We start from the raw sequence: 19573 nt of genomic DNA on the forward strand, positions 1-19573 counted from the left end.
GTTTGGCTTACCACGCTTCCAGCACCACGACTTTCCATTCCCGGTTGGCAACCGGTCTCAGGCTGACCCATGAGCCAATACGGCGGCCGCTGTATGCAGCCGGATTCTGGTAATAACCGACGCCGGCATCCTGGGCGGCGATATGTCTGGCCAGTTCGCGCAATTCCGGCAACGCGGCGTAGCGTTCCTCGCGGAACAGATTCAAACCGATTTCGTCGCGGTCGGTATCGAACAAAATCAAGCCGTCGTCCTGTATCACCCAGATGGTTCGGCCCGGCAGTTGCAGTTCCGGTGCCAATAACTCACCCAATAACTCGGCGGCTTTAAAGCGTCCGGAAACGAAGCCGGCTAGCGTGTTGCCGATTCTGACAGGGGCCACCAAGGTGATGGCCTGATAGCCTTCCGGTGCCGGATAGACTCGACTGAGGGCCGGTTCGCCGGTTTGCAATACCTGCCGGTTGTGCTCCAGTTGCGAAGTGTCGCTGCCGATCGCTTGCCGATATTTGGCCGGCGCTACCGCGACAATGGTACCCGGTGCGCGGGTTGCGGCTACGCTGGTCAGGCGCGGCAATTGCGCCAACAAGCTTTCGAGTAACGGCCCCGCGCCGGTCAGTTCGGCGGCGGATTTGAACTGCGCGGCGGTTTGCACCAAGCCGGCCTGAGTGTTTTCCAATTCGGCGCCGATTTTGGCGGCAATCGCGTCGGCGCTGCTCAGGTTGGCGTTGGAAATGCGGGTCACGTCGGCCAGCGCTTGCTCGGCGCGTTGCTGCTGTTGTTTGGCAAGCTCGCCCTCGGCTTCAGCTACTTGCCGGGCTTGATGCGCTTCGACACCGAACTTGAACGCCAATCCGGCGCCGGCCAGGATCGAAATCAACACCGCGGCGCTGGCCGACAGCGCGAGTTTGTTGCGGGCGATGAAGCGGCGCAGCAATTCGCCGCGGGTATAGGCATAGGTATTGACCAGACGGCCGTCGCGGAAGGCTCGCAACTCTTCGGCCAGCGCGCCGGCGTCTTTAAAGCGCAGGCTTTGGCGTTTGGACAGCGCCTTGTTGCAGATCGCGATCAATTCGGCCGGGGCGGCCAGCTTGGGATTGCGGGCGTCCGGCATCGACGCCGCCGAGACCAATTGCGACATGATCTGGTCGGCATTGCCTTGCAGCGGCGGCCGGCCGTTCAGCAGGTAGTAAAGGATGCAGCCGAGGGCGAAGACGTCGGAGCGGGCATCGATCTCGCCAAACTCCGGATCGGCCTGCTCCGGCGCCATATAGGCCGGCGTGCCGAGGATGTCGCCAAATTGGGTCAGATCGGCGTCGTGGTGTTGCGGGTGCGACGCCGGCAGCGGCGTTTCCGCTTCGTTTTCGACTTTAGCCAGGCCCCAGTCCAGCACGATGGTCTCGCCGAACGGCCCCAACACGATATTGCCGGGTTTGAGGTCGCGGTGCACGACGCCTTTGGAATGGGCGTAGGCCAGGGCCTCGCAGACGTCGATCACCCGGTCGAGCAGGGCCAGGCGTTTGGATAAGGCATGTTCGGCCAACGGCTCGTTGTTGCATTCTTTCAGGGCCTTGGCCAGCGTATCGCCACGCACCAGCCGCATCACGTAATACGGCGCGCCGCTTTGTTTGACGCCCAGGTCGTAGACCGGGACGATGCTCGGATGCTCCAGCCGGCCGGTAATACGGGCTTCGCGCAGAAAGCGCGCATTCAAGGCCATGTCTTCGTTGGCGGCCTGATCCAGCATTTCCTTGATCGCCACTTCCCGGCCGATGCGCTGATCGAAGCCCAGCAACACCCGGCCGACGCCGCCGGCACCGACCGCGCCGCGCAACGCATAATCGCCGCCGTAATGATCTTCAGCCTCCGGAACGTCGTCCGAGGTCCGGCGCTGCGGACGCGACTTGATGATCGTGACGTCGTCCAGCGGCAGCATACGGGTAATATCGTCTTCCGGAGCCATGGTTGCGCTTCGCAAAATTAGGACTTGCCAAGTATAGGCGGCCGGATTTGCCGCGTTTCGTAATGGTCGGCAAAATGCGGATTTTTGCTGGCTTATGCGGCGGATTTGGCTTTGTCGGCGGACTGGTTTAGATCGCGATTGTGTAGGGGGCGATAAAAAGCAGAACTTCACCTAAGCGGAGATTGAAATGTCAAAGGCCGTAAGGCGGATTCGGAGCGATAGCGACAATCCGCCAAAACCTCGAAACCACCCGGCGTATTGCAGAACGGGGTCAGGTCTAGCAATTAAGCATCCTTGAAAGGTTTTGCTATGTTTCTAGACCTAATGGAATGGTCCGCCCCACTTCACCAACCGGCTCAAGTGGGCCAAGATAGTCATTTTAAAATGACAGTTGAATTAGCGCCGATCATGAAAGAAACAAAAAATAAAGAGATCAAGGTATTAGGCATCGACTTGGCCAAGCAAAGCTTCCATGTATACGGTGTAGATGAAGCCGGCCGGAAGGTCATCAGCAAGAAGCTCAATCGCGCGCAACTGACCGCTTTTGTTGCTAACTTGGAGCCTTGTCTAATCGGGCTCGAAGCCTGCGGTGGTGCGCATCATTGGGTAAGAGTATTCACCCAATACGGTCATCAGGTGCGCATGATGGCACCTCAGTTCGTCAAACCGTATGTGAAATCGAACAAAAACGACGCGGTCGATGCGGAAGCCATCTGCGAGGCCGTGCAAAGACCGAACATGCGCTTCGTGCCGGTCAAACAGATCGAACAACAAGATATCCAAAGCCTCCATCGGGTTCGCAGCCAATTGGTCGACAGACGAACCGCGCAAGCCAATCAGATTCGGGGCCTGTTGCTGGAGTATGGTTTGGTGATAGCCAAAGGAATTGGCCAGGTTAGAAAAGCGATACCCGTGATTCTCGAAGATGCCGATCAGACGTTAACGCCGCTGTTTCGGGAGTTGCTCAACGAGCTATACCAAGAGCTAATCCATTTGGATGAAAAAATCGCTTCGATTGAACGCAAACTGGCTGCGATCTGTACACAAAATGAAGATTGTCAGCGGTTATTGAGCATTCCGGGTATAGGCGTGTTAACGGCAACGGCGTTGATTGCCGCCATTGGCGACATCAAGGTATTCAAAAGCGGGCGCGAGTTAGCGGCCTGGTTAGGCCTAGTGCCGAAGCAATATTCCACCGGCGGCAAATCGACCCTGTTAGGCATTAGTAAGCGCGGCGACAGCTATCTAGGTACGTTGCTGATTCACGGCGGACGTTCGGTCTCGCGAATAGCACACCGGCATCAGGATACGCGCAACCGTTGGATCGGTAGTATCAAGCAGCGACGCGGCGAGAACATTTCGAACGTGGCAGTCGCCAACAAGAATGCGCGAATTGCTTGGGCATTGTTGACCAACAAAGAAGGCTACCGGGCAGCCGCATGAGGGAACAAGCTATGAATTTATTTGAAGCACTCAAGCGGGGCGCCGCCCCGCGCCGTGCGGCTTACCCCGCCCTCGCCGGGAGGCAGGGTACGAAAGGCTTCGCACCCTGCACCAAGGGTAGAGCCGGTTTCGAGTGGATCAAGGACTACTCGGCGCGAGCGCCTGCGTTCCTCCTTGATCCATTCGAAACCGGCAAGAACAGCAAGTTATCAGTAACGACTATGTAAAGCAGGCAAAATAGGCAACCGTTTCAACGAATTGCGGAGATAAAGTTCAAGTGATGGCATAAAAGGTAACCCCTGCATTCCATAGAACCTGACGGGGTCTAGGGCTCTTTAGAAGCCGAAGACCTGATGAGGTCGGAATGCGCGAAGTCCATCAGGGCCCGAGGTCGTTTAATCCTCAATTACAGGCCGGATATATGGGCGCAATATTTTCTTTATGTTACTGGTGAATTTTTTTCTGGCAATACGGGGCGGACCATATATGACCCCTTTCTGTTGTTTCTGTAGAGGCAAATGTGCCAGAATTTATGGCAAATATCCGGTTATCAAGGCAGATGTGCCCAATTTGGCGGTTATCAGGGCAAAAGTGCCCGAAATGGCCGGCAATATCAACTTGTCGGGCAGATTTGCCTGATAATCAATAGTTAAATGCGGGCCAATCTCAAAAGGCTTAGAAAACAATAAAAGATGATTGCGAAGAAACGGCAAATAATAGCTGAAGAAATCATGAAAATATGCTATTACCTGGAGGGAAAAACCTTGCAGGTTAACATGCGTTCAACCAGACAAGGTTTTTCCCTCCAGGTTAAGCCATGATTTTCAGCGTCAGTCGAGTTTCTTTGCTTGAATCAGAATTGTTGTTTCGAAATGTCGCTACGGCATTTAACCAGTCGTTCAACCTGACCAAAACTCCGCTTCGCTCCATTTTGGCAGGTTAACTCTATTCGTTAAATGCGGGCCAATCTCAAAAGGCTTAGAAAACAATAAAAGATGATTGCGAAGAAACGGCAAATAATAGCTGAAGAAATCATGAAAATATGCTACTACCTGGAGGGAAAAACCTTGCAGGTTAACATGCGTTCAACCAGACAAGGTTTTTCCCTCCAGGTTAAGCCATGATTTTCAGCGTCAGTCGAGTTTCTTTGCTTGAATCAGAATTGTTGTTTCGAAATGTCGCTACGGCATTTAACCAGTCGTTCAACCTGACCAAAACTCCGCTTCGCTCCATTTTGGCAGGTTAACTCTATTCGTTAGCCATTATTTAACCGCAAAACCTGAGACAAGAAGAGGAGCAAAAATGGATACTGGCGTTTTCTCGATTAAATCAATTTCTGACGAAAAGATCGACAGCCTGATTAATGAAAGGAAGTCTTTTGTGCTTGAGGATATTCCCAGGATACATTTTGGCGAAGCAGTCAAGGCCATTGAAAAAGAAATAGAATCAAAAGGCCTAAAATGTAGGGTATATACAAAAGGCCGTTCTGCTACGGTTGCTGCAGCAGCGATTCCAATTTCACCAACCGTAATAGGAGGTTGGGCTTCCGCTATTGGAATTGGCATTCACAATCTGGCAACATGGGACCCTGATTACGAAATTGCCAAAAACCTGGCAACCGGAACGTTGACAGTAACATATAAAAAGTAATTTATCTGCACGGCTAACCAGACGCTCAACCGTGACGCTCGCTACCGCTCGCGCCGGTTAGCTCTGCGTTGGGCGTCACAAACCCTCACATGAATCTTGTCCCGCCGTTCCCACCCTCACCGAAGGCTCGGGCCGACCTGAAGTCCGGCGTGATGTACGCCATCGATGGTGACGACTCTTATCTCTACTACGGCCAAGTTGCACCAAACAAACAGATGGGGTTCTTCAAATTTCGTAGTCGGGAAGTCCATGTTCAGGAAGCTTTGGCAGCTCCGCTCATGTCCAGATTCTGCGTCATCCACCCCTCAATTGGTACCGCACTTCGCGCAGGAAAGTGGCTCAATCTCGGACGGCAAGAGCTGCGACCTGAATTGCTTGAAGAACCGGTGCTGGTTCAATGGCCTGTTGGAACGCTTACCGTTACCCTTTGGAAGGGTCGCAACGTCCTGGGAACAACCCTTGTGCATGATCCGGAGATTCAAGACTTGGAGATCATCGCTGCCTACGACGCTACGTTTCACGTGCCTTCGAGACTACGAGCCGACTTTTGCGAATCAGTAGAGGCATGGGCGGTGGGCGGCAGTATTCGGCGTGAGCGGCTAAAGAAGCAAGATTTGGCCGCGCGTTTTCCCCAGCAACCGCGGCATCAACTGCCCACTGAATGGGTGGCAGTGCAGTGACGCCCAACCAATCATTCCACCGGACCTGTCGCGGCAAGCCGCGCCAGTCCGGTGAATTCAAACGTTATGTGTAAATCATGATTAGGAAGTTGGGTTTCATATTTATAGGGCTCTTTATAGTGATACTGTTATCGCCAATGCTCGTATATTGGTGGGGACTGTCAAATTTAGAAACTGATCCAGTTCCCTCTCATATAAAGCTAACATTAGAACAAGAGCAACAAATATGGAGCAAAGAAAAAGAGGCAGGAACGCCACGAGGAAAACAGGGTCATATATGGTCCGCCCCGTATTGCCAGAAAAAATTCACCAGTAACATAAAGAAAATATTGCGCCCATATATCCGGCCTGTAATTGAGGATTAAACGACCTCGGGCCCTGATGGACTTCGCGCATTCCGACCTCATCAGATCTTCGGCTTCTAAAGAGCCCTAGCAGGTTGGTGAAAAACTATATTTGAGACGCTAATTTTGCTCAATCGAACCAACGTTTAGTAGGAAATCGGCTTCATCATCACTAAATATAGAGTCATTCAAAGCCAAAAAAGAGTTTTTCACCAACCTGCTAGACCCCGTCAGGTTCTATGGAATGCAGGGGTTACCTTTTATGCCATCACTTGAACTTTATCTCCGCAATTCGTTGAAACGGTTGCCTATTTTGCCTGCTTTACATAGTCGTTACTGATAACTTGCTGTTCTTGCCGGTTTCGAATGGATCAAGGAGGAACGCAGGCGCTCGCGCCGAGTAGTCCTTGATCCACTCGAAACCGGCTCTACCCTTGGTGCAGGGTGCGAAGCCTTTCGTACCCTGCCTCCCGGCGAGGGCGGGGTAAGCCGCACGGCGCGGGGCGGCGCCCCGCTTGAGTGCTTCAAATAAATTCATAGCTTGTTCCCTCATGCGGCTACCCGGTAGCCTTCTTTGTTGGTCAACAATGCCCAAGCAATTCGCGCATTCTTGTTGGCGACTGCCACGTTCGAAATGTTCTCGCCGCGTCGCTGCTTGATACTACCGATCCAACGGTTGCGCGTATCCTGATGCCGGTGTGCTATTCGCGAGACCGAACGTCCGCCGTGAATCAGCAACGTACCTAGATAGCTGTCGCCGCGCTTACTAATGCCTAACAGGGTCGATTTGCCGCCGGTGGAATATTGCTTCGGCACTAGCAGGTTGGTGAAAAACTCATTTTTGACCCTAACTCAGTCTGTATTTAGTTGAAGCATGATGCTTCAGACACTATATATTGATTAAGCTGGCCAAAATTAGCGTCTGAAATATGGTTTTTCACCAACCTGCTAGGCCTAACCAGGCCGCTAACTCGCGCCCGCTTTTGAATACCTTGATGTCGCCAATGGCGGCAATCAACGCCGTTGCCGTTAACACGCCTATACCCGGAATGCTCAATAACCGCTGACAATCTTCGTTTTGTGTACAGATCGCAGCCAGTTTGCGTTCAATCGAAGCGATTTTTTCATCCAAATGGATTAGCTCTTGGTATAGCTCGTTGAGCAACTCCCGAAACAGCGGCGTTAACGTCTGATCGGCATCTTCGAGAATCACGGGTATCGCTTTTCTAACCTGGCCAATTCCTTTGGCTATCACCAAACCATACTCCAGCAACAGGCCCCGAATCTGATTGGCTTGCGCGGTTCGTCTGTCGACCAATTGGCTGCGAACCCGATGGAGGCTTTGGATATCTTGTTGTTCGATCTGTTTGACCGGCACGAAGCGCATGTTCGGTCTTTGCACGGCCTCGCAGATGGCTTCCGCATCGACCGCGTCGTTTTTGTTCGATTTCACATACGGTTTGACGAACTGAGGTGCCATCATGCGCACCTGATGACCGTATTGGGTGAATACTCTTACCCAATGATGCGCACCACCGCAGGCTTCGAGCCCGATTAGACAAGGCTCCAAGTTAGCAACAAAAGCGGTCAGTTGCGCGCGATTGAGCTTCTTGCTGATGACCTTCCGGCCGGCTTCATCTACACCGTATACATGGAAGCTTTGCTTGGCCAAGTCGATGCCTAATACCTTGATCTCTTTATTTTTTGTTTCTTTCATGATCGGCGCTAATTCAACTGTCATTTTAAAATGACTATCTTGGCCCACTTGAGCCGGTTGGTGAAGTGGGGCGGACCATTCCATTAGGTCTAGTATTTCTAGATCTGACTCCCTTTTTATGCCCCCCTTTTTACAATCAAAGTTGTGGCTGATTTCGCTCTCCTGCTGTCGATCTTTTTTAGTTTAAAACTTATATGCCTATTGATCGAAGCAGTAGCTATTGCCTTCCGGCCAACCGCGATGAGTTCATCAAACGTGTTTGATGTTTTACCGACCGGATTTTTCAGTCACGAGTATCCGTGCTATGGCTGATGTATTTGTTATCACTGTTTGAATGCTTGACTTTGACGTTTAGCATGGAAACTTATTATTTCGTTTGTAAACCAAAAACATAATTTGAAGCAGCGGAGTGTTGTCATGAAATCAAGCAAAACTATTTTATTGGTGTTAGTTGCATTTTTAGTTAGCGGTTGCGGTGATCAATGGTGGTGCGGTGATGATGGTTGTAATGCGGCTTCGTCCAAGTCGATGGTTAGGCAATCTGAATAATGGTTTTCAATCCGGTTTTCGGTTTGACGGTATTAGTTTAAATCGCGAGTAAATTGAGTTATTTACTTGACTTACGGCCTACGGCGTACAACAGAGCGGGCTCAGGTCTAGAAATTAAGCGTCCTTGAAAGGTTTTGCTATATTTCCAGACCTGACACCTTTTCGTCGGGATCACTTCATAAAGCCCCCGGCCTTGCCGGAGAGATATTTACTACCGACAGTCGCCTCCAAATCCTTATCAATTGAAAATTTAGCTTTGATGTTTGGCTTCATAAATGGAATATTTTTTTATTTGGAGCAACTGCTAGTACTACTAATGCTTTCGGTGGTTTCGTAGGTATAGGGCGTACCCCAATAGCAGTCCGATTTATCGATGTGCTGGTCTACGGAGTTTTGCAGCATTATAAGGTTATCTCTGATATAAGCTTCATATTGTCGACCGGCCGAAGCGGTGAAGCTCAGCCTGCATACACGGTCTTGCGCCGTCACTCGATACGGTGTCGTGCTAGTATTCGTTTGTTCACAGACAGTCTTTTTCTTTTTATCTACCTCTTTCTCTGTACAGGAGCAGTAACCATATGAATAGCTGGTGTTGCCGTTTTGTTCTTTATGAAGAATAGCGGACTGCGTGGTTTTTAGACTCTGCTCTCCAGGCAATACCTTAATACTTGTAAAGCGATCCAATAATGCAGTTGTTGGCTTCCACCACGAATTATCCCTACTAATATTTTCAACAGAAATATTTGGACCCCATGAGGTAGCAAACCAGTCTTCGGAAAACCAAGTCAACATATTCAACGGAAATATCCAAAACAATGGCACTCGAGAGATAGCGGGTGCTTTAAGTGCGATAGTAGCGACTTGATTATCGGTTAACTCCGGGCCGCGATAACCTTTGATGGTGCAAGCGGGTAGAAACACTATGCATGGCAAAATCAAATACCTACGATTTATTCGAGACATGGTCACAATCTTGAATTGAATTTTTTAAGCCCGGAATCATTTCTGGCAATTTAATTAAGCCGCCTCGCTGACTGCACCCTGTTTGGCCCAACTTTAGCTTAACAGCCAATGCATTCGCCTTTACATGCACGCCCTATATCTTCAATGCAGTATTGTTTGTCTGCATATTCGCAATACAAGTTGTAGATAAAGCTGTTCTCACAATTGCAGCGAGCCTTCTTGTCCAAGGGGCTACTGAGGCGATAGACAAAGCCGTCCTGAATGCCGAGTTGTACGTCGAGCTGAAACAACGATGGCAATGCAACCGGATTTTGGGGATTGATTTGTTCTTGTATGCAAGCCAATCGCCAGGCATCTTTTATTCCAATATTCGCATGATTGGTCGCGATCATGATTTTGATAGGCGTATGGTGCAAAAAACGGCCGAATGCATTTCGGCAAAATTGCCAGTAAGAGCGAGTGAGCAAGGTAAACTCGCACCAAGCATCATCTGCAATCAGAGAAGGTATTACTACAATTTTGCGTCTGGTTTTATGATAGATTGCGAAATAGTTTTGTAATCCTTGTAAAACCTGACTTATCTGGTTATCAGTAAGGTCTGGATATTTTTTACTTAGCCGATTCTTAATATTCGGATTAAACTCGTAATTTTTGATGTATTCCAATTGTCTTGATTTTTTTAGACTGATTTTAATGATAATAGCAACAGTCAAACCGAGTAACGTCCAAAACAGTAATCTGCTGTCAATTTGATAACCCCAAAAATTCACCATTCTTCCTCCATTGTTACGCTTCAAATGCACTAATCATCCACTATCAAGGTGTTTGGATTGATCGCTAATAAATCATGTCGGGTTAATCATTGAACAAAATCCTGTATATGTCTGCGGCAAGTGCCGAATGACAGGCGAGCGGTGTCGAAATACCGGTTTTTTCCTGGTTAAAGCGTATCGATTGCTAAGCGGGTATCAGTTAATCCTGCAACTGTTGGTATTGGCACGAAGTCGCTAGGTGATGGAGTAGAACAGAAGCAGAACAGGGTCAGGTCTAGAGCATCCTGATGGCCGTAAGGCGGATGAATTGCAAGGTGCGTGTTCGTAAGGCGGATTCGGAGCGGTAGCAACAATCCGCCAAAACTTTAAAACCACCCGCGTTTTGCTATCGCGAAAACGCCCTACGGTCCGGGTTAGCGTTTCCGCGACAGTATTAGCAGCCAAACCAAAAACGGAGCCGAGTACACCGCAAAAGATGCAATCAGGCCCGGTACACCGTGCGGAGCTACTACCGTTTCGGTCAAAAACAGGGTGTCGCCGAAAATCGCCGCAACCGGTAGGTAGTAAAACGACAGCATCACCAGAACGACAAAACCGAATGGTAGCGGCGCGCCGAAAATCAGCAGCATTTCCAATAGGTTCGGCAGTACCGCTGCTAGCAGAAAAAGCCGCCATAAGATGCGGTATCGGTTCGGCTGGGGCGTATTCATCTTCAGCGCGATTTGGCAGGTTTGAATGGATAAGGGAGCCGCTAAAAATTGCACTGCGATAAGTTCGGTGCGGATGGAAGCCCTCTATAAATCAAGGCATTACCCGCTAACGCTTTGCCTGGCTCAGTACAAGCCGAGAATTTATAGAGGCTTCCGTGCGTCATGCGCGGCGGGGCCTACGCCGATGGAAACGCCTGGCTCAGCAGCGTGCTTTCCGTTGTGGTGTCCAGTTCGCCGGTTTTCGGCAGGCCGGCTTTTTCTTGATATGCGGTGATTGCCGAGCGGGTGCGTTTGCCGGTGACGCCGTCGATTGTGCCGGGGTCGAACCCGAGATACAGCAGTGCTGCTTGCGCCGTGCGCAATCCCAAATCCGGCAGCATCACCTTGTATTGGGCGTGGGCTGCGGCCAGCCGGGTGTCGTACTGGTTTTTTTCGAAGCTCGGGCCGTTGTAGCCGCGGGCAAACGCATCCCATTTGCCCTTTTGCATCGCACCGGCCAAGCCATTGGCTTTGATGAAATTGGCCATCGCCAGCAACTGGGCGTTCTCGTCTGCAACCAATGCGGCCACCATGGCGTCCACAGTGGCAAACCTGGCGTCTGCAAAGTTAAAACCCATCACCTGGCCAATGCCCCAGGAAGCGCTTTTCAGCGCTGCCGCCTGGTCCAGTCCGAGCGCTTTGTCCAGGCGGTCGTATTCCGCCGCACCGCCGATGTAGCCGCCGGCTTTGCTGTCGCTGATGTCAGGGGCGCTAGTGTCGAACCGGCCATCGGTTTGATTATGGAAAATATGCCGTTCAAACAGAATCTGCGGCCGCCGGTCTTTCAAAAAACCGAAGCCGCGCGTTTCCACGCTGAGCACCGCCCACACCTCGGGCTGGGTAACGCCCAAAGTGTTGCACACTTGTTCGATACCCTCGCCGCTTAACGGACGGCCTTGATCTTGAAAATTCATGATTACCCCCTTGGTTGATTGTGCCGGGCGGAAGACGGCCCTTCACTTGTTTAATTTATTCGACCCGTTGCTTCCTGTTGCTTTGCCAAGCATCGGTGTGTGGCGCCAGGCGCTATCGATCGAGGCTCCGGTAGGCTGCGTTTAAGAAGTGCCTGACTCATCATTCGCTCCGAGAACCCGGTTTACTGATCGAATTTCTGGCCGACCTTGCTTGGCGCGATCGGAGCGGCACGGCAGATTATCTTTTTGATTTGGACGACAAGCAATTGCCGCAGATGAGGCGCCTTTCAATACGCTTAAAAATGAGGTGAATGAGCGTCGATGCGGCATGGTGTCCGAAATTTGAAAATAATTCGGTAAAAGATATGTCTTCAGCAAAACGACTCCTCTATAAAGTCAGCGTTATTTTGAAACAGGTGGGCGATATTTTCTAATAACTCCTGTCAAGAATTTTTTCATGGTTCTGTGGTATATCGCTTAAACAGTATTAAATAACACAGTTTAAATGATATGCGCAAAAATTGATCTGCTAATGCGGCTGTCAGAGTATCCCCAGATCGGAAGTTAAGCTAGGGGCCGGCGGGGTTATTGATGTCGCCTGTGCTTAGTTAAGCGTCTGGTGTTATTGGTTGTTCTTAGTAAAACCTGCCGCCAAAGCCCGTTTTGACATGCGGGGGTTATAGTTTGAAATGATTATTCGGAATAAGGTTGGCGGTTTGGCATACTCCGTGCTGAATCGATTTTTTGAGATAGTTGATCATTTCTCGTCTCTTTCCCTCAATTACCCAGCCACAATGCTATGGATATTCACATGACTTTTCGATTTAAAGTGCTGTTATTCCCACTGATATTGTCTTGTTTCGCACCGCGAACATTTGCCCATATTAGCTACACGAATTTAATGGTGACGGATCCTGTGCACAACGCATTTGGTAATGCGGTTACCGAAACTGACGGCTCAATTACTTATAATTTTCGCGGCTCCGTTGCTGGAAACGCTGCTTGGGCGGATGCAGCTGACGAAAATTGGGGGGACAGCCACAGTGTTTTGCCATGGGAAAAATTCGAAGTCGATAGTGCCGGAGGAGCATATGTCAGCATCAGTATCTCGGGAGGAATATCCGGCTATGTTTTGGAATGGGATGAGGCGGTCCAAGATGTAAGGCCGAAAATTCAAGACGGCAAATTGGATTTAACGCCTGCCTTCACCCTTTACAGCGGCTTGCTACCCGAATTAGCACATGACTCATCGGAAGTCCTGCCGCCGCCTGAAGGCAAAGAAGGGCGTTGGAATGCATTGGGAGACGTCACCATGGCCAACGATGATGGTGATATCGGTACCGTTAAATACTTGATGCACGCAGGCGAGGTGGACAGCGGCAGCAGGACAGTCTCACTTGATAATATTTTCCTTCCGAAAGGCGTTTATTCAATGGCCATCGGAGGGGCTTGCTCCGCCTGTATCTTGCCCGAGCTTACAGATGAAATCGGCAACGATCCTCTTTTATGGGAAGCTTATCTCGCATTGGAAAACGATAGTTTTATTCAACGCGGTTATACGGTCTCTTTAAACATTCGGCCGGTTCCCGTACCGCCCGCATTGCCGCTGATGGCGACCGGGCTACTCGGTATTTTTGGAGTCAGAAGATTTTCACTGCGGAACTGAAAAATTTTTGCGTTGGGCGGGTGGTAGAGCTTTTGCCGATTCCAAGCGCCTTCGCTCGTTGGCTGTAAAACTCTAATGTTTAAGGTTTGGTATTGACGGACGTTGGCTCTGTCGGTATCTGCGCGGACTAGGAATTTGTCCCAGCGATTTTGTGCCGATCAACAAGATAGCCGAGCCCTCTCAAGACTGCGGCGCGGGCTTGCGGTCGATATGGCCCAAATCCCGCTCCGGCGCGATCACGTCTCTGACCAATTGTTTCAATTCGGTAATTTCGGGGAAGCGACCTTCAGCCTTGCGCGACCAGACCAACGCGCCGTCGGCATGCACTTCGAAAATGCCGCCGGTGCCCGGTTGCAGCGCCAGTTCGTTCAATTCGCTATCGAAGGTCGTCAACAGCTCTTGCGCCATCCAGGCCGCGCGCAGCAGCCAGCGGCATTGGGTGCAGTAACGGATTTCGACGCGGTGGCTCATAGACTGTCGCGGAGGCGTTGGTAGATGCCGCCGAAGCTGCCGTTGCTCATCAATAGGACGTGACAGACGCCGCCGGCCTCGGCTTGGATCGCGTTCACGATCGAATCCAGGCTGTTGCAAATCTCGATGTTATTGGCGTATTTCAGCAATTGGCTCAAATCCCAGCCCAATCCGTCCGGCTGAAAGATGATGGCGCGGTCGGCCTGGCCCAGCGATTCGGCCAGGGATTGGGTATGCACACCCAGGCGCATCGTATTCGAGCGCGGTTCGACGATAGCCAGGATTTTTTCGTTACCGACTTGTTTGCGCAAACCGTCCAGCGTGGTTTGGATCGCGGTCGGGTGGTGGGCGAAGTCGTCGTAAACGGTGACGCCGGCTTTCTTGACGATGACTTCCATCCGGCGTTTTACGTTCTGGAATTGTGCCAACGCGGCGATGGCGTCGGCCGGGGCCACGCCGACATGGCGGGCGGCGGCGATGGCGGACAAGGCGTTGTAGACGTTGTGACGGCCGGTCAGCGCCCATGCCACGGTGCCTTGGTTGTGGCCTTCGAAATGGATCGCAAAACGGCTGCCGTCGGCGGCCAGCAATTGCGCTTGCCACGGCGCCGGGGCATCGATCGCGGTCAGTTGCACCGGGCTCCAGCAGCCCATCGCCAATACTTCGGCGACGTGTTTTTCGCAGTCGGGGGCGATGATCAAGCCTTGACCGGGGATGGTTCTGACCAAATGGTGGAACTGCTTTTTGATGGCATCCAGGTTTTCGAAGATGTCGGCGTGGTCGTATTCCAGGTTGTTCAAAATCGCAGTGCGAGGCCGGTAATGCACGAATTTCGAGCGCTTGTCGAAAAAGGCGCAGTCGTATTCGTCGGCCTCGATGACGAAGAAATCCGATTCCCCCAGCCGGGCGGAAATGCCGAAGTTCAAAGGTATGCCGCCAATCAGAAAGCCGGGTTTGAAACCGTTGTGTTCCAGAATCCAGCTCAGCATGCTGGTCGTGGTGGTTTTGCCGTGGGTACCGGCGACCGCCAACACCCATTTGTGTTGCAGCACATGTTCGGCCAGCCATTGCGGACCGGAGATATAGGGCAGGCCCAGATTCAATACCGCTTCGACTTCCGAATTGCCGCGCGACATGGCGTTGCCGATCACGACCAAGTCGGGTTTGATGTCCAGATTCTCGGCCTTGTAGCCGTTCATCAACTTGATGCCTTGTTGTTCGAGCTGAGTGCTCATCGGCGGATAAACGTTCTGGTCGGAGCCGCTGACGGTGTAGCCGAGTTCGCGGGCGATCAGGGCCAGGCCGCCCATGAAGGTGCCGCAAATGCCGAGGATATGGATATGCACAGGTTTGGGTGGAGTCATTTTTTCGGTTCTTCGGGTTTTGCTTCGGAGTTGGCTTCGGCTTGAGGTTCGGACGGTGTGACTTCCTCGGCTTTCGCCTCTTGGGCTTTGGCGCCGGCTGCTTCCAATAATTTGACGATGTTGTCGCGGCCGAGCTTTTTGGCTTTGTCGAGGACTTTCACGCCTTGGGCGTCGGCGGCGTTGACGTTGGCGCCGGCGGCGATCAACACGCCGACCAGATCCGGGTTGCCGAACATTACCGCATCCGTTAGCGCCGTGGCGCCGAGTTTATCGGCCAGATTGACATCGGCGCCGTAAGCCAGCAAGGTTTTGACGATTCTGATATTGCCGTTGAAGCTGGCCGCCATCAATGCGGTACGGTCTTGGTCGATCTTGCCGTTGGCATCCAGACCTTGTGCCAGCAATGATTCGACCCGTTCGATTTTGCCGGCGGCCGCGGCGGCGAACAGGTCTTTGGCGTCTTCGGCAAACGCCGCCAAGGGCAGGGCCAGCAGGGCCGCGCCCCAAAATCTGCGGATGTTCATGGGATTGCTTGCGTTTGGTTACCAGTTGGGTTGAAATAACCGAAAGTCCGTTTTACATGATCCATCAATGAGCGAAAAAAACAAAGTTTTAGTTGAAGCGCAACCTTACTACGTCGAGGCGCAATCCTCGCCGGAACAGAACCGTTACGTGTTCGCTTACACCGTCACGATTACCAACGTCGGTTCCACGCCGGCCAAATTGCTGACCCGGCACTGGCTGATCACCGATGCCAACGGCAAGGTCCAGGAAGTCAACGGTGAAGGCGTGGTTGGCGAGCATCCGCATCTGAATCCGGGCGATTCGTTCCGTTATACCAGTGCGGCGATGATCGAAACGCCGGTCGGCGTGATGCAGGGCAAATACCAGATGCAGGCCGATACCGGCGAAAATTTCAACGCAGCCATTCCTAAATTTACCTTGTCGATTCCCAGAACCCTGCACTGATGGCAGATTATGCGATTGGTGATATTCAGGGCTGCTACGACGAATTCCGCCGGCTACTAGACCAGATAGCATTCGATCCGGGCCGAGACAGGTTGTGGCTGGCCGGCGATCTGGTCAACCGCGGGCCCAAGTCGCTGGAGACGCTGCGTTTCGTTAAAGGCCTCGGCGATGCGGCGATCACTGTGCTGGGCAACCACGATCTGCATTTGATTGCGACCGTGGTGTCGCTGAGCAAGGCCGGCAAAAAAGATACCTTGGGCGCTATTTTGCGGGCCGAGGATTGCGACGAGCTGATTCACTGGCTGCGCCACCAGCGTTTGTTTTACCGCGACGGCGATTTCTGCATGCTGCACGCCGGCCTGCCGCCGCAATGGGATTTGGCCACGACCGAGCAGATGGCGCGCGAAACCGAACAAGCCATGCAGGGCGCCGATTACGAACGGTTTTTCCGCTCGATGTACGGCAACAAGCCTGCGCTGTGGCGGGAAGATTTGCCCAAGATCGAAAAACTGCGTTTTGCGGTTAACTGTTTTACCCGCTTGCGTTATTGCACGCTCGCCGGCGAGTTGGATTTCGGCCAGAAGGGCGCGCCGGGTACACAGCCCGCACATTTGCTGCCGTGGTTCCAGGTGCCGGGCCGGAAAAGTCGGGACATGCGGATCATTTTCGGCCATTGGTCGACCTTGGGCTATTACGAAGGCCACAACTGTTATTCGATCGATACCGGTTGCCTGTGGGGCGGCCAATTGACGGCGTTGCAATTGGGCGAAGCGCCGCAACGTTTCAGCATCGACTGTTGCCCGGCGCAGGACCCGCTGGCGGACTGAGCGTCGTCCCAACTGCCGCGGTTTTCTTTGGCCGTCCCCGTCCTTTCAATCCAACTTACAGGAAATAACCCAATGCAAACAAAATGGCTGTACCCAATATTTTTGGCCATGCCGCTGACGGTGTTCGCTTACACCGGCGAACACGATTACGGCCAACCGGTCGACCACAAACTGGAAAGTTTGACACAATTACTGCAATTGACCCCGGAACAAAAAACCAAATTGGAAGCGATCTTCAAGGAGCAGCACGAGAAATTCCGGGCCATCCATGAAGAATCGCACAGCCGTATCAAAGACGTATTGAATCCGGAACAGATGCGCAAAATGGATGAATTGCGTCAGCAACACAAGGAACGGATGCAGGAAGACGCGCAAAAGTCGGTCCGCTAAATAAAAAAACGGCCGCTACGGTGAAGACCGTAGCGGCCGTTTTTAGTGCAAGCCAGATTAGGAGAAATTGCGGCCGTAGAAGATTTCTGCCATCTCGTCCTGCAACATTTCCTGGATTTCCTGCTTTTCGTCTTCGCTGAAGTTGCTTTCCTTTTCGAACAGGTAATTTTCCAGCTCGGTTTCCTTCAACATCATCTTGGTGTGGAAGATGTTCTCCTGATAGACGTTGACGTCGATCATTTGATACAGCTCTTTGGTGCTCTCGGCGATGTAGTTCTGGATCGAGTTGATCTTGTGGTCGATGTAATGCTTTTGGCCGGAAATATCGCGAGTAAAGCCGCGCACCCGATAGTCCATGATCACGATGTCGGACTCAAAGCTGTGGATCAGGTAATTCAGGGCTTTCAACGGCGAAATCTGACCGCAGGTCGAGACGTCGATGTCGGCACGGAAGGTGCAAATGTCGGTGTCCGGATGGCTTTCCGGATAGGTATGCACGGTGATGTGGCTTTTGTCCAGATGGGCCAAAATGGTATCGGGTAGCGGGCCGGGCGATTCGGAGTTCATGCCGGCCGGAATCACCGCGCCTTCCGAAATCAGCATCGTCACGCTGGCGCCCTGCGGATCGTAATCCTGGTGGGCGATGTTCAGGATCTGGGCGCCGATGATGTTGGCGACGTCCTTCAAAATCTGGGTCAGACGCTTGGCGTTGTAGGCTTCGTCGATGTACTCGATATAGGCTTTCTCCTGCTCTTTGGGGGCATAGCACACATCGTAAATATTGAAACTCAGTGATTTGGTCAGGTTGTTAAACCCGTGTAATTGTAACTTGCTCAACCGGTCAGCCCTCTATAACTTCAAAATCATGACTCATTTCCACGCCCGCTTTGCCGAGCATGATCGACGCGGAACAGTATTTCTCGGCCGACAATTTCACCGCCCGTTCCACTGCAGCAGCGGGCAGGTTCCTGCCGGTCACTTTGAAATGCAGATGGATTTTGGTGAAGACCGCGGGTACGCTGTCGGCCCGTTCCGCGGTCAGTTCTGTCGTGCAATCGACGATGTCGTGCCGGCCTTTTTGCAGAATATCGATCACATCGAACGAGGAGCAGCCGCCCACGCCCAGCAACAACATTTCCATCGGCCGCACGCCGAGATTGCGGCCGCCGTGATCCGGCGGTCCGTCCATCACGACGGTGTGACCGCTGCCGGATTCTCCGACAAACAGCCGGCCGTCGACCCATTTAATCGTTGCCTGCATAAATAATCCCAACCAAAAACGAAAATTGGCGCGGATTTTACAACGAACCTGTCAAATGTCTTGATTTTTTTCTAAAACTACTGCACCTTGGTAGAGTACACAAACTAGTTCACAAAATTATTACAACTTATGAGCTTTGTTAAACAAAACAAAATATCTCCAGCCGCCCTGGATGCCTTTCTGCGTTTCTGTCACGTTAGAAGTTATCCGGCCAAAATAACCATTGTTCGTCCGGGTGACGTCGGCGATAAGTTGTTGTTCGTTGTCGACGGTTCGGTGAGCGTAAGTGTCGAGGATGAAGAAGGCCGCGAACTGATTTTGGCGTATTTGAATAAGCACGATTTCGTCGGCGAGATCGGCGTGTTCAAAAACGCCGAAACCCGTAGCGTGTCGGTTAAGACTAGGACCAAATGCCAGATGGCTGAGATCGGTTACGAGCGCTTCAAACTTCTGCTCAACACCGATTTGCGCGACCATGCCGTGGAAATTTTGACGGTATTGGGCGAGCAGCTCTCCACCCGGCTGTTGATCACCAGCCGCAAATATCGCGATTTGGCGTTCATGGACGTCGAGGGCCGTATTGCCCGCACATTATTGGATCTGTGCAAGGAGCCGGATGCGATTACCCATCCCGACGGCATGCAATTGCATATTACCCGCCAGGAAATCGGCCGCATCGTCGGATGCTCGCGGGAGATGGCCGGACGGGTGTTGAAGGAGTTGGAGGACAAAGGCTTGATCACCGCTCACGGTAAAACCATCGTCGTGTTCGGTACCCGCTAGGACAAGATCATTGGGCGGGGCGTTTGCGCCCCGCACGGGATGCGCGCTTCCGTATCCCGGCGCCGCCAACTGCACGTTGACGGCGAGGCGGGCCGCGCCAGCG

20 protein-coding genes and 1 pseudogene are annotated in these 19573 nt (G+C 52.1%); 9 read left to right on the plus strand and 12 right to left on the minus strand.

Annotation, left to right across the window (positions count from 1 at the left end; all coding sequences use genetic code 11):
* Positions 1 to 7: 7 nt before the first annotated feature.
* The gene (locus PL263_RS16550) at positions 8 to 1957 is read right to left on the minus strand and encodes a serine/threonine protein kinase (protein ID WP_278210416.1); all 1950 of its coding nucleotides are present in this window, start codon (positions 1955 to 1957) and stop codon (positions 8 to 10) included.
* A gap of 408 nt (positions 1958 to 2365) precedes the next feature.
* On the opposite strand from PL263_RS16550, the gene PL263_RS16555 reads away from it, so the two are divergent.
* From PL263_RS16555 to PL263_RS16565, 3 genes are all read left to right on the plus strand, one after another.
* A complete protein-coding gene (locus PL263_RS16555) occupies positions 2366 to 3400 on the plus strand; it encodes an IS110 family transposase (RefSeq protein WP_278210418.1) in 1035 nt (344 codons plus the stop codon).
* A 1302-nt stretch (positions 3401 to 4702) separates the two neighbouring features.
* Positions 4703 to 5050 carry a hypothetical protein gene (locus PL263_RS16560; protein ID WP_278210419.1) on the plus strand — a complete coding sequence of 116 codons (348 nt, stop codon included), beginning with the start codon at positions 4703 to 4705 and terminating at the stop codon, positions 5048 to 5050.
* Between the two features lie 89 nt (positions 5051 to 5139).
* Positions 5140 to 5730, plus strand: coding sequence for a hypothetical protein (locus tag PL263_RS16565; RefSeq protein ID WP_278210420.1), 591 nt, complete (start codon positions 5140 to 5142; stop codon positions 5728 to 5730).
* Between the two features lie 893 nt (positions 5731 to 6623).
* Here the strand turns inward: PL263_RS16565 and PL263_RS16570 are convergent.
* Positions 6624 to 6893: pseudogene (locus PL263_RS16570) on the minus strand (transposase); the annotation flags it as partial.
* Between the two features lie 118 nt (positions 6894 to 7011).
* Entirely contained in the window at positions 7012 to 7791 is a 780-nt protein-coding gene (locus PL263_RS16575) for an IS110 family transposase (protein WP_278210422.1), read from the minus strand.
* Positions 7792 to 8208: 417 nt separating this feature from the next.
* Between PL263_RS16575 and PL263_RS16580 the strand changes: the two genes are divergently transcribed.
* Entirely contained in the window at positions 8209 to 8340 is a 132-nt protein-coding gene (locus PL263_RS16580) for a hypothetical protein (protein ID WP_278210423.1), read from the plus strand.
* Positions 8341 to 8628: 288 nt separating this feature from the next.
* Here PL263_RS16580 and PL263_RS16585 read toward each other — a convergent pair whose 3' ends face one another.
* The 4 genes from PL263_RS16585 to PL263_RS16600 all read right to left on the minus strand — a co-directional run bounded on the left by PL263_RS16585 (position 8629) and on the right by PL263_RS16600 (position 11739).
* Positions 8629 to 9138 carry a hypothetical protein gene (locus PL263_RS16585; protein WP_278210424.1) on the minus strand — a complete coding sequence of 170 codons (510 nt, stop codon included), beginning with the start codon at positions 9136 to 9138 and terminating at the stop codon, positions 8629 to 8631.
* A 263-nt stretch (positions 9139 to 9401) separates the two neighbouring features.
* Positions 9402 to 10076, minus strand: coding sequence for a hypothetical protein (locus tag PL263_RS16590; protein ID WP_278210425.1), 675 nt, complete (start codon positions 10074 to 10076; stop codon positions 9402 to 9404).
* Positions 10077 to 10489: 413 nt separating this feature from the next.
* Positions 10490 to 10786, minus strand: coding sequence for a hypothetical protein (locus tag PL263_RS16595; protein WP_278210426.1), 297 nt, complete (start codon positions 10784 to 10786; stop codon positions 10490 to 10492).
* Positions 10787 to 10962: 176 nt separating this feature from the next.
* Positions 10963 to 11739 carry an N-acetylmuramidase domain-containing protein gene (locus PL263_RS16600; RefSeq protein WP_278210427.1) on the minus strand — a complete coding sequence of 259 codons (777 nt, stop codon included), beginning with the start codon at positions 11737 to 11739 and terminating at the stop codon, positions 10963 to 10965.
* 811 nt (positions 11740 to 12550) lie between these two features.
* Between PL263_RS16600 and PL263_RS16605 the strand changes: the two genes are divergently transcribed.
* Positions 12551 to 13405, plus strand: a complete 855-nt coding sequence (locus tag PL263_RS16605; protein WP_278210428.1) for a hypothetical protein — start codon at positions 12551 to 12553, stop codon at positions 13403 to 13405.
* 180 nt (positions 13406 to 13585) lie between these two features.
* On the opposite strand, the gene PL263_RS16610 is transcribed toward PL263_RS16605, so the two are convergent.
* Genes PL263_RS16610 through PL263_RS16620 form a run of 3 tightly spaced genes read right to left on the minus strand, consistent with a single transcriptional unit; the run spans position 13586 to position 15764 of the window.
* Complete coding sequence (locus tag PL263_RS16610) at positions 13586 to 13876, minus strand: SelT/SelW/SelH family protein (protein WP_278210429.1); 291 nt, start codon at positions 13874 to 13876, stop codon at positions 13586 to 13588.
* The gene (gene mpl, locus PL263_RS16615) at positions 13873 to 15222 is read right to left on the minus strand and encodes a UDP-N-acetylmuramate:L-alanyl-gamma-D-glutamyl-meso-diaminopimelate ligase (protein ID WP_278212889.1); all 1350 of its coding nucleotides are present in this window, start codon (positions 15220 to 15222) and stop codon (positions 13873 to 13875) included. The genes PL263_RS16610 and mpl overlap by 4 nt, the downstream gene beginning before the upstream one ends.
* Before the next feature lie 14 nt (positions 15223 to 15236).
* The gene (locus PL263_RS16620) at positions 15237 to 15764 is read right to left on the minus strand and encodes an ankyrin repeat domain-containing protein (protein ID WP_140914354.1); all 528 of its coding nucleotides are present in this window, start codon (positions 15762 to 15764) and stop codon (positions 15237 to 15239) included.
* 67 nt (positions 15765 to 15831) lie between these two features.
* Here PL263_RS16620 and apaG point away from each other — a divergent pair, with 67 nt between their 5' ends.
* The 3 genes from apaG to PL263_RS16635 all read left to right on the plus strand — a co-directional run bounded on the left by apaG (position 15832) and on the right by PL263_RS16635 (position 17426).
* Complete coding sequence (gene apaG / locus PL263_RS16625) at positions 15832 to 16209, plus strand: Co2+/Mg2+ efflux protein ApaG (protein ID WP_140914355.1); 378 nt, start codon at positions 15832 to 15834, stop codon at positions 16207 to 16209.
* Positions 16209 to 17036, plus strand: coding sequence for a symmetrical bis(5'-nucleosyl)-tetraphosphatase (locus tag PL263_RS16630; RefSeq protein WP_278210430.1), 828 nt, complete (start codon positions 16209 to 16211; stop codon positions 17034 to 17036). Before apaG ends, PL263_RS16630 begins: the two co-directional genes overlap by 1 nt.
* Before the next feature lie 72 nt (positions 17037 to 17108).
* Positions 17109 to 17426, plus strand: a complete 318-nt coding sequence (locus PL263_RS16635; protein ID WP_278210431.1) for a hypothetical protein — start codon at positions 17109 to 17111, stop codon at positions 17424 to 17426.
* A 57-nt stretch (positions 17427 to 17483) separates the two neighbouring features.
* Here PL263_RS16635 and speD read toward each other — a convergent pair whose 3' ends face one another.
* Together speD and PL263_RS16645 are read right to left on the minus strand one after the other, a co-directional pair.
* Positions 17484 to 18263 (minus strand): adenosylmethionine decarboxylase, encoded by a 780-nt coding sequence (gene speD, locus PL263_RS16640; protein ID WP_140914358.1) that lies wholly within the window; start codon positions 18261 to 18263, stop codon positions 17484 to 17486.
* A gap of 4 nt (positions 18264 to 18267) precedes the next feature.
* Positions 18268 to 18687 (minus strand): OsmC family protein, encoded by a 420-nt coding sequence (locus PL263_RS16645; protein WP_278210432.1) that lies wholly within the window; start codon positions 18685 to 18687, stop codon positions 18268 to 18270.
* A gap of 129 nt (positions 18688 to 18816) precedes the next feature.
* Between PL263_RS16645 and crp the strand changes: the two genes are divergently transcribed.
* Complete coding sequence (gene crp / locus PL263_RS16650) at positions 18817 to 19470, plus strand: cAMP-activated global transcriptional regulator CRP (protein WP_140914360.1); 654 nt, start codon at positions 18817 to 18819, stop codon at positions 19468 to 19470.
* Positions 19471 to 19573 lie beyond the last annotated feature (103 nt).

The sequence above is a fragment of the Methylomonas sp. EFPC3 genome (assembly GCF_029643245.1).
Taxonomy (GTDB): domain Bacteria; phylum Pseudomonadota; class Gammaproteobacteria; order Methylococcales; family Methylomonadaceae; genus Methylomonas; species Methylomonas koyamae_B.

Excerpts from the sequence above, each read along its gene's own strand:
- PL263_RS16550 (WP_278210416.1), bottom strand. The coding sequence starts at position 1,957 with ATGGCTCCGGAAGACGATATTACCCGTATGCTGCCGCTGGACGACGTC.
- PL263_RS16555 (WP_278210418.1), top strand. The coding sequence starts at position 2,366 with ATGAAAGAAACAAAAAATAAAGAGATCAAGGTATTAGGCATCGACTTG.
- PL263_RS16560 (WP_278210419.1), top strand. The coding sequence starts at position 4,703 with ATGGATACTGGCGTTTTCTCGATTAAATCAATTTCTGACGAAAAGATC.
- PL263_RS16565 (WP_278210420.1), top strand. The coding sequence starts at position 5,140 with ATGAATCTTGTCCCGCCGTTCCCACCCTCACCGAAGGCTCGGGCCGAC.
- PL263_RS16575 (WP_278210422.1), bottom strand. The coding sequence starts at position 7,791 with ATGAAAGAAACAAAAAATAAAGAGATCAAGGTATTAGGCATCGACTTG.
- PL263_RS16580 (WP_278210423.1), top strand. The coding sequence starts at position 8,209 with ATGAAATCAAGCAAAACTATTTTATTGGTGTTAGTTGCATTTTTAGTT.
- PL263_RS16590 (WP_278210425.1), bottom strand. The coding sequence starts at position 10,076 with ATGGTGAATTTTTGGGGTTATCAAATTGACAGCAGATTACTGTTTTGG.
- PL263_RS16595 (WP_278210426.1), bottom strand. The coding sequence starts at position 10,786 with ATGAATACGCCCCAGCCGAACCGATACCGCATCTTATGGCGGCTTTTT.
- PL263_RS16600 (WP_278210427.1), bottom strand. The coding sequence starts at position 11,739 with ATGAATTTTCAAGATCAAGGCCGTCCGTTAAGCGGCGAGGGTATCGAA.
- PL263_RS16605 (WP_278210428.1), top strand. The coding sequence starts at position 12,551 with ATGACTTTTCGATTTAAAGTGCTGTTATTCCCACTGATATTGTCTTGT.
- PL263_RS16610 (WP_278210429.1), bottom strand. The coding sequence starts at position 13,876 with ATGAGCCACCGCGTCGAAATCCGTTACTGCACCCAATGCCGCTGGCTG.
- PL263_RS16620 (WP_140914354.1), bottom strand. The coding sequence starts at position 15,764 with ATGAACATCCGCAGATTTTGGGGCGCGGCCCTGCTGGCCCTGCCCTTG.
- apaG (WP_140914355.1), top strand. The coding sequence starts at position 15,832 with ATGAGCGAAAAAAACAAAGTTTTAGTTGAAGCGCAACCTTACTACGTC.
- PL263_RS16630 (WP_278210430.1), top strand. The coding sequence starts at position 16,209 with ATGGCAGATTATGCGATTGGTGATATTCAGGGCTGCTACGACGAATTC.
- PL263_RS16635 (WP_278210431.1), top strand. The coding sequence starts at position 17,109 with ATGCAAACAAAATGGCTGTACCCAATATTTTTGGCCATGCCGCTGACG.
- PL263_RS16645 (WP_278210432.1), bottom strand. The coding sequence starts at position 18,687 with ATGCAGGCAACGATTAAATGGGTCGACGGCCGGCTGTTTGTCGGAGAA.
- crp (WP_140914360.1), top strand. The coding sequence starts at position 18,817 with ATGAGCTTTGTTAAACAAAACAAAATATCTCCAGCCGCCCTGGATGCC.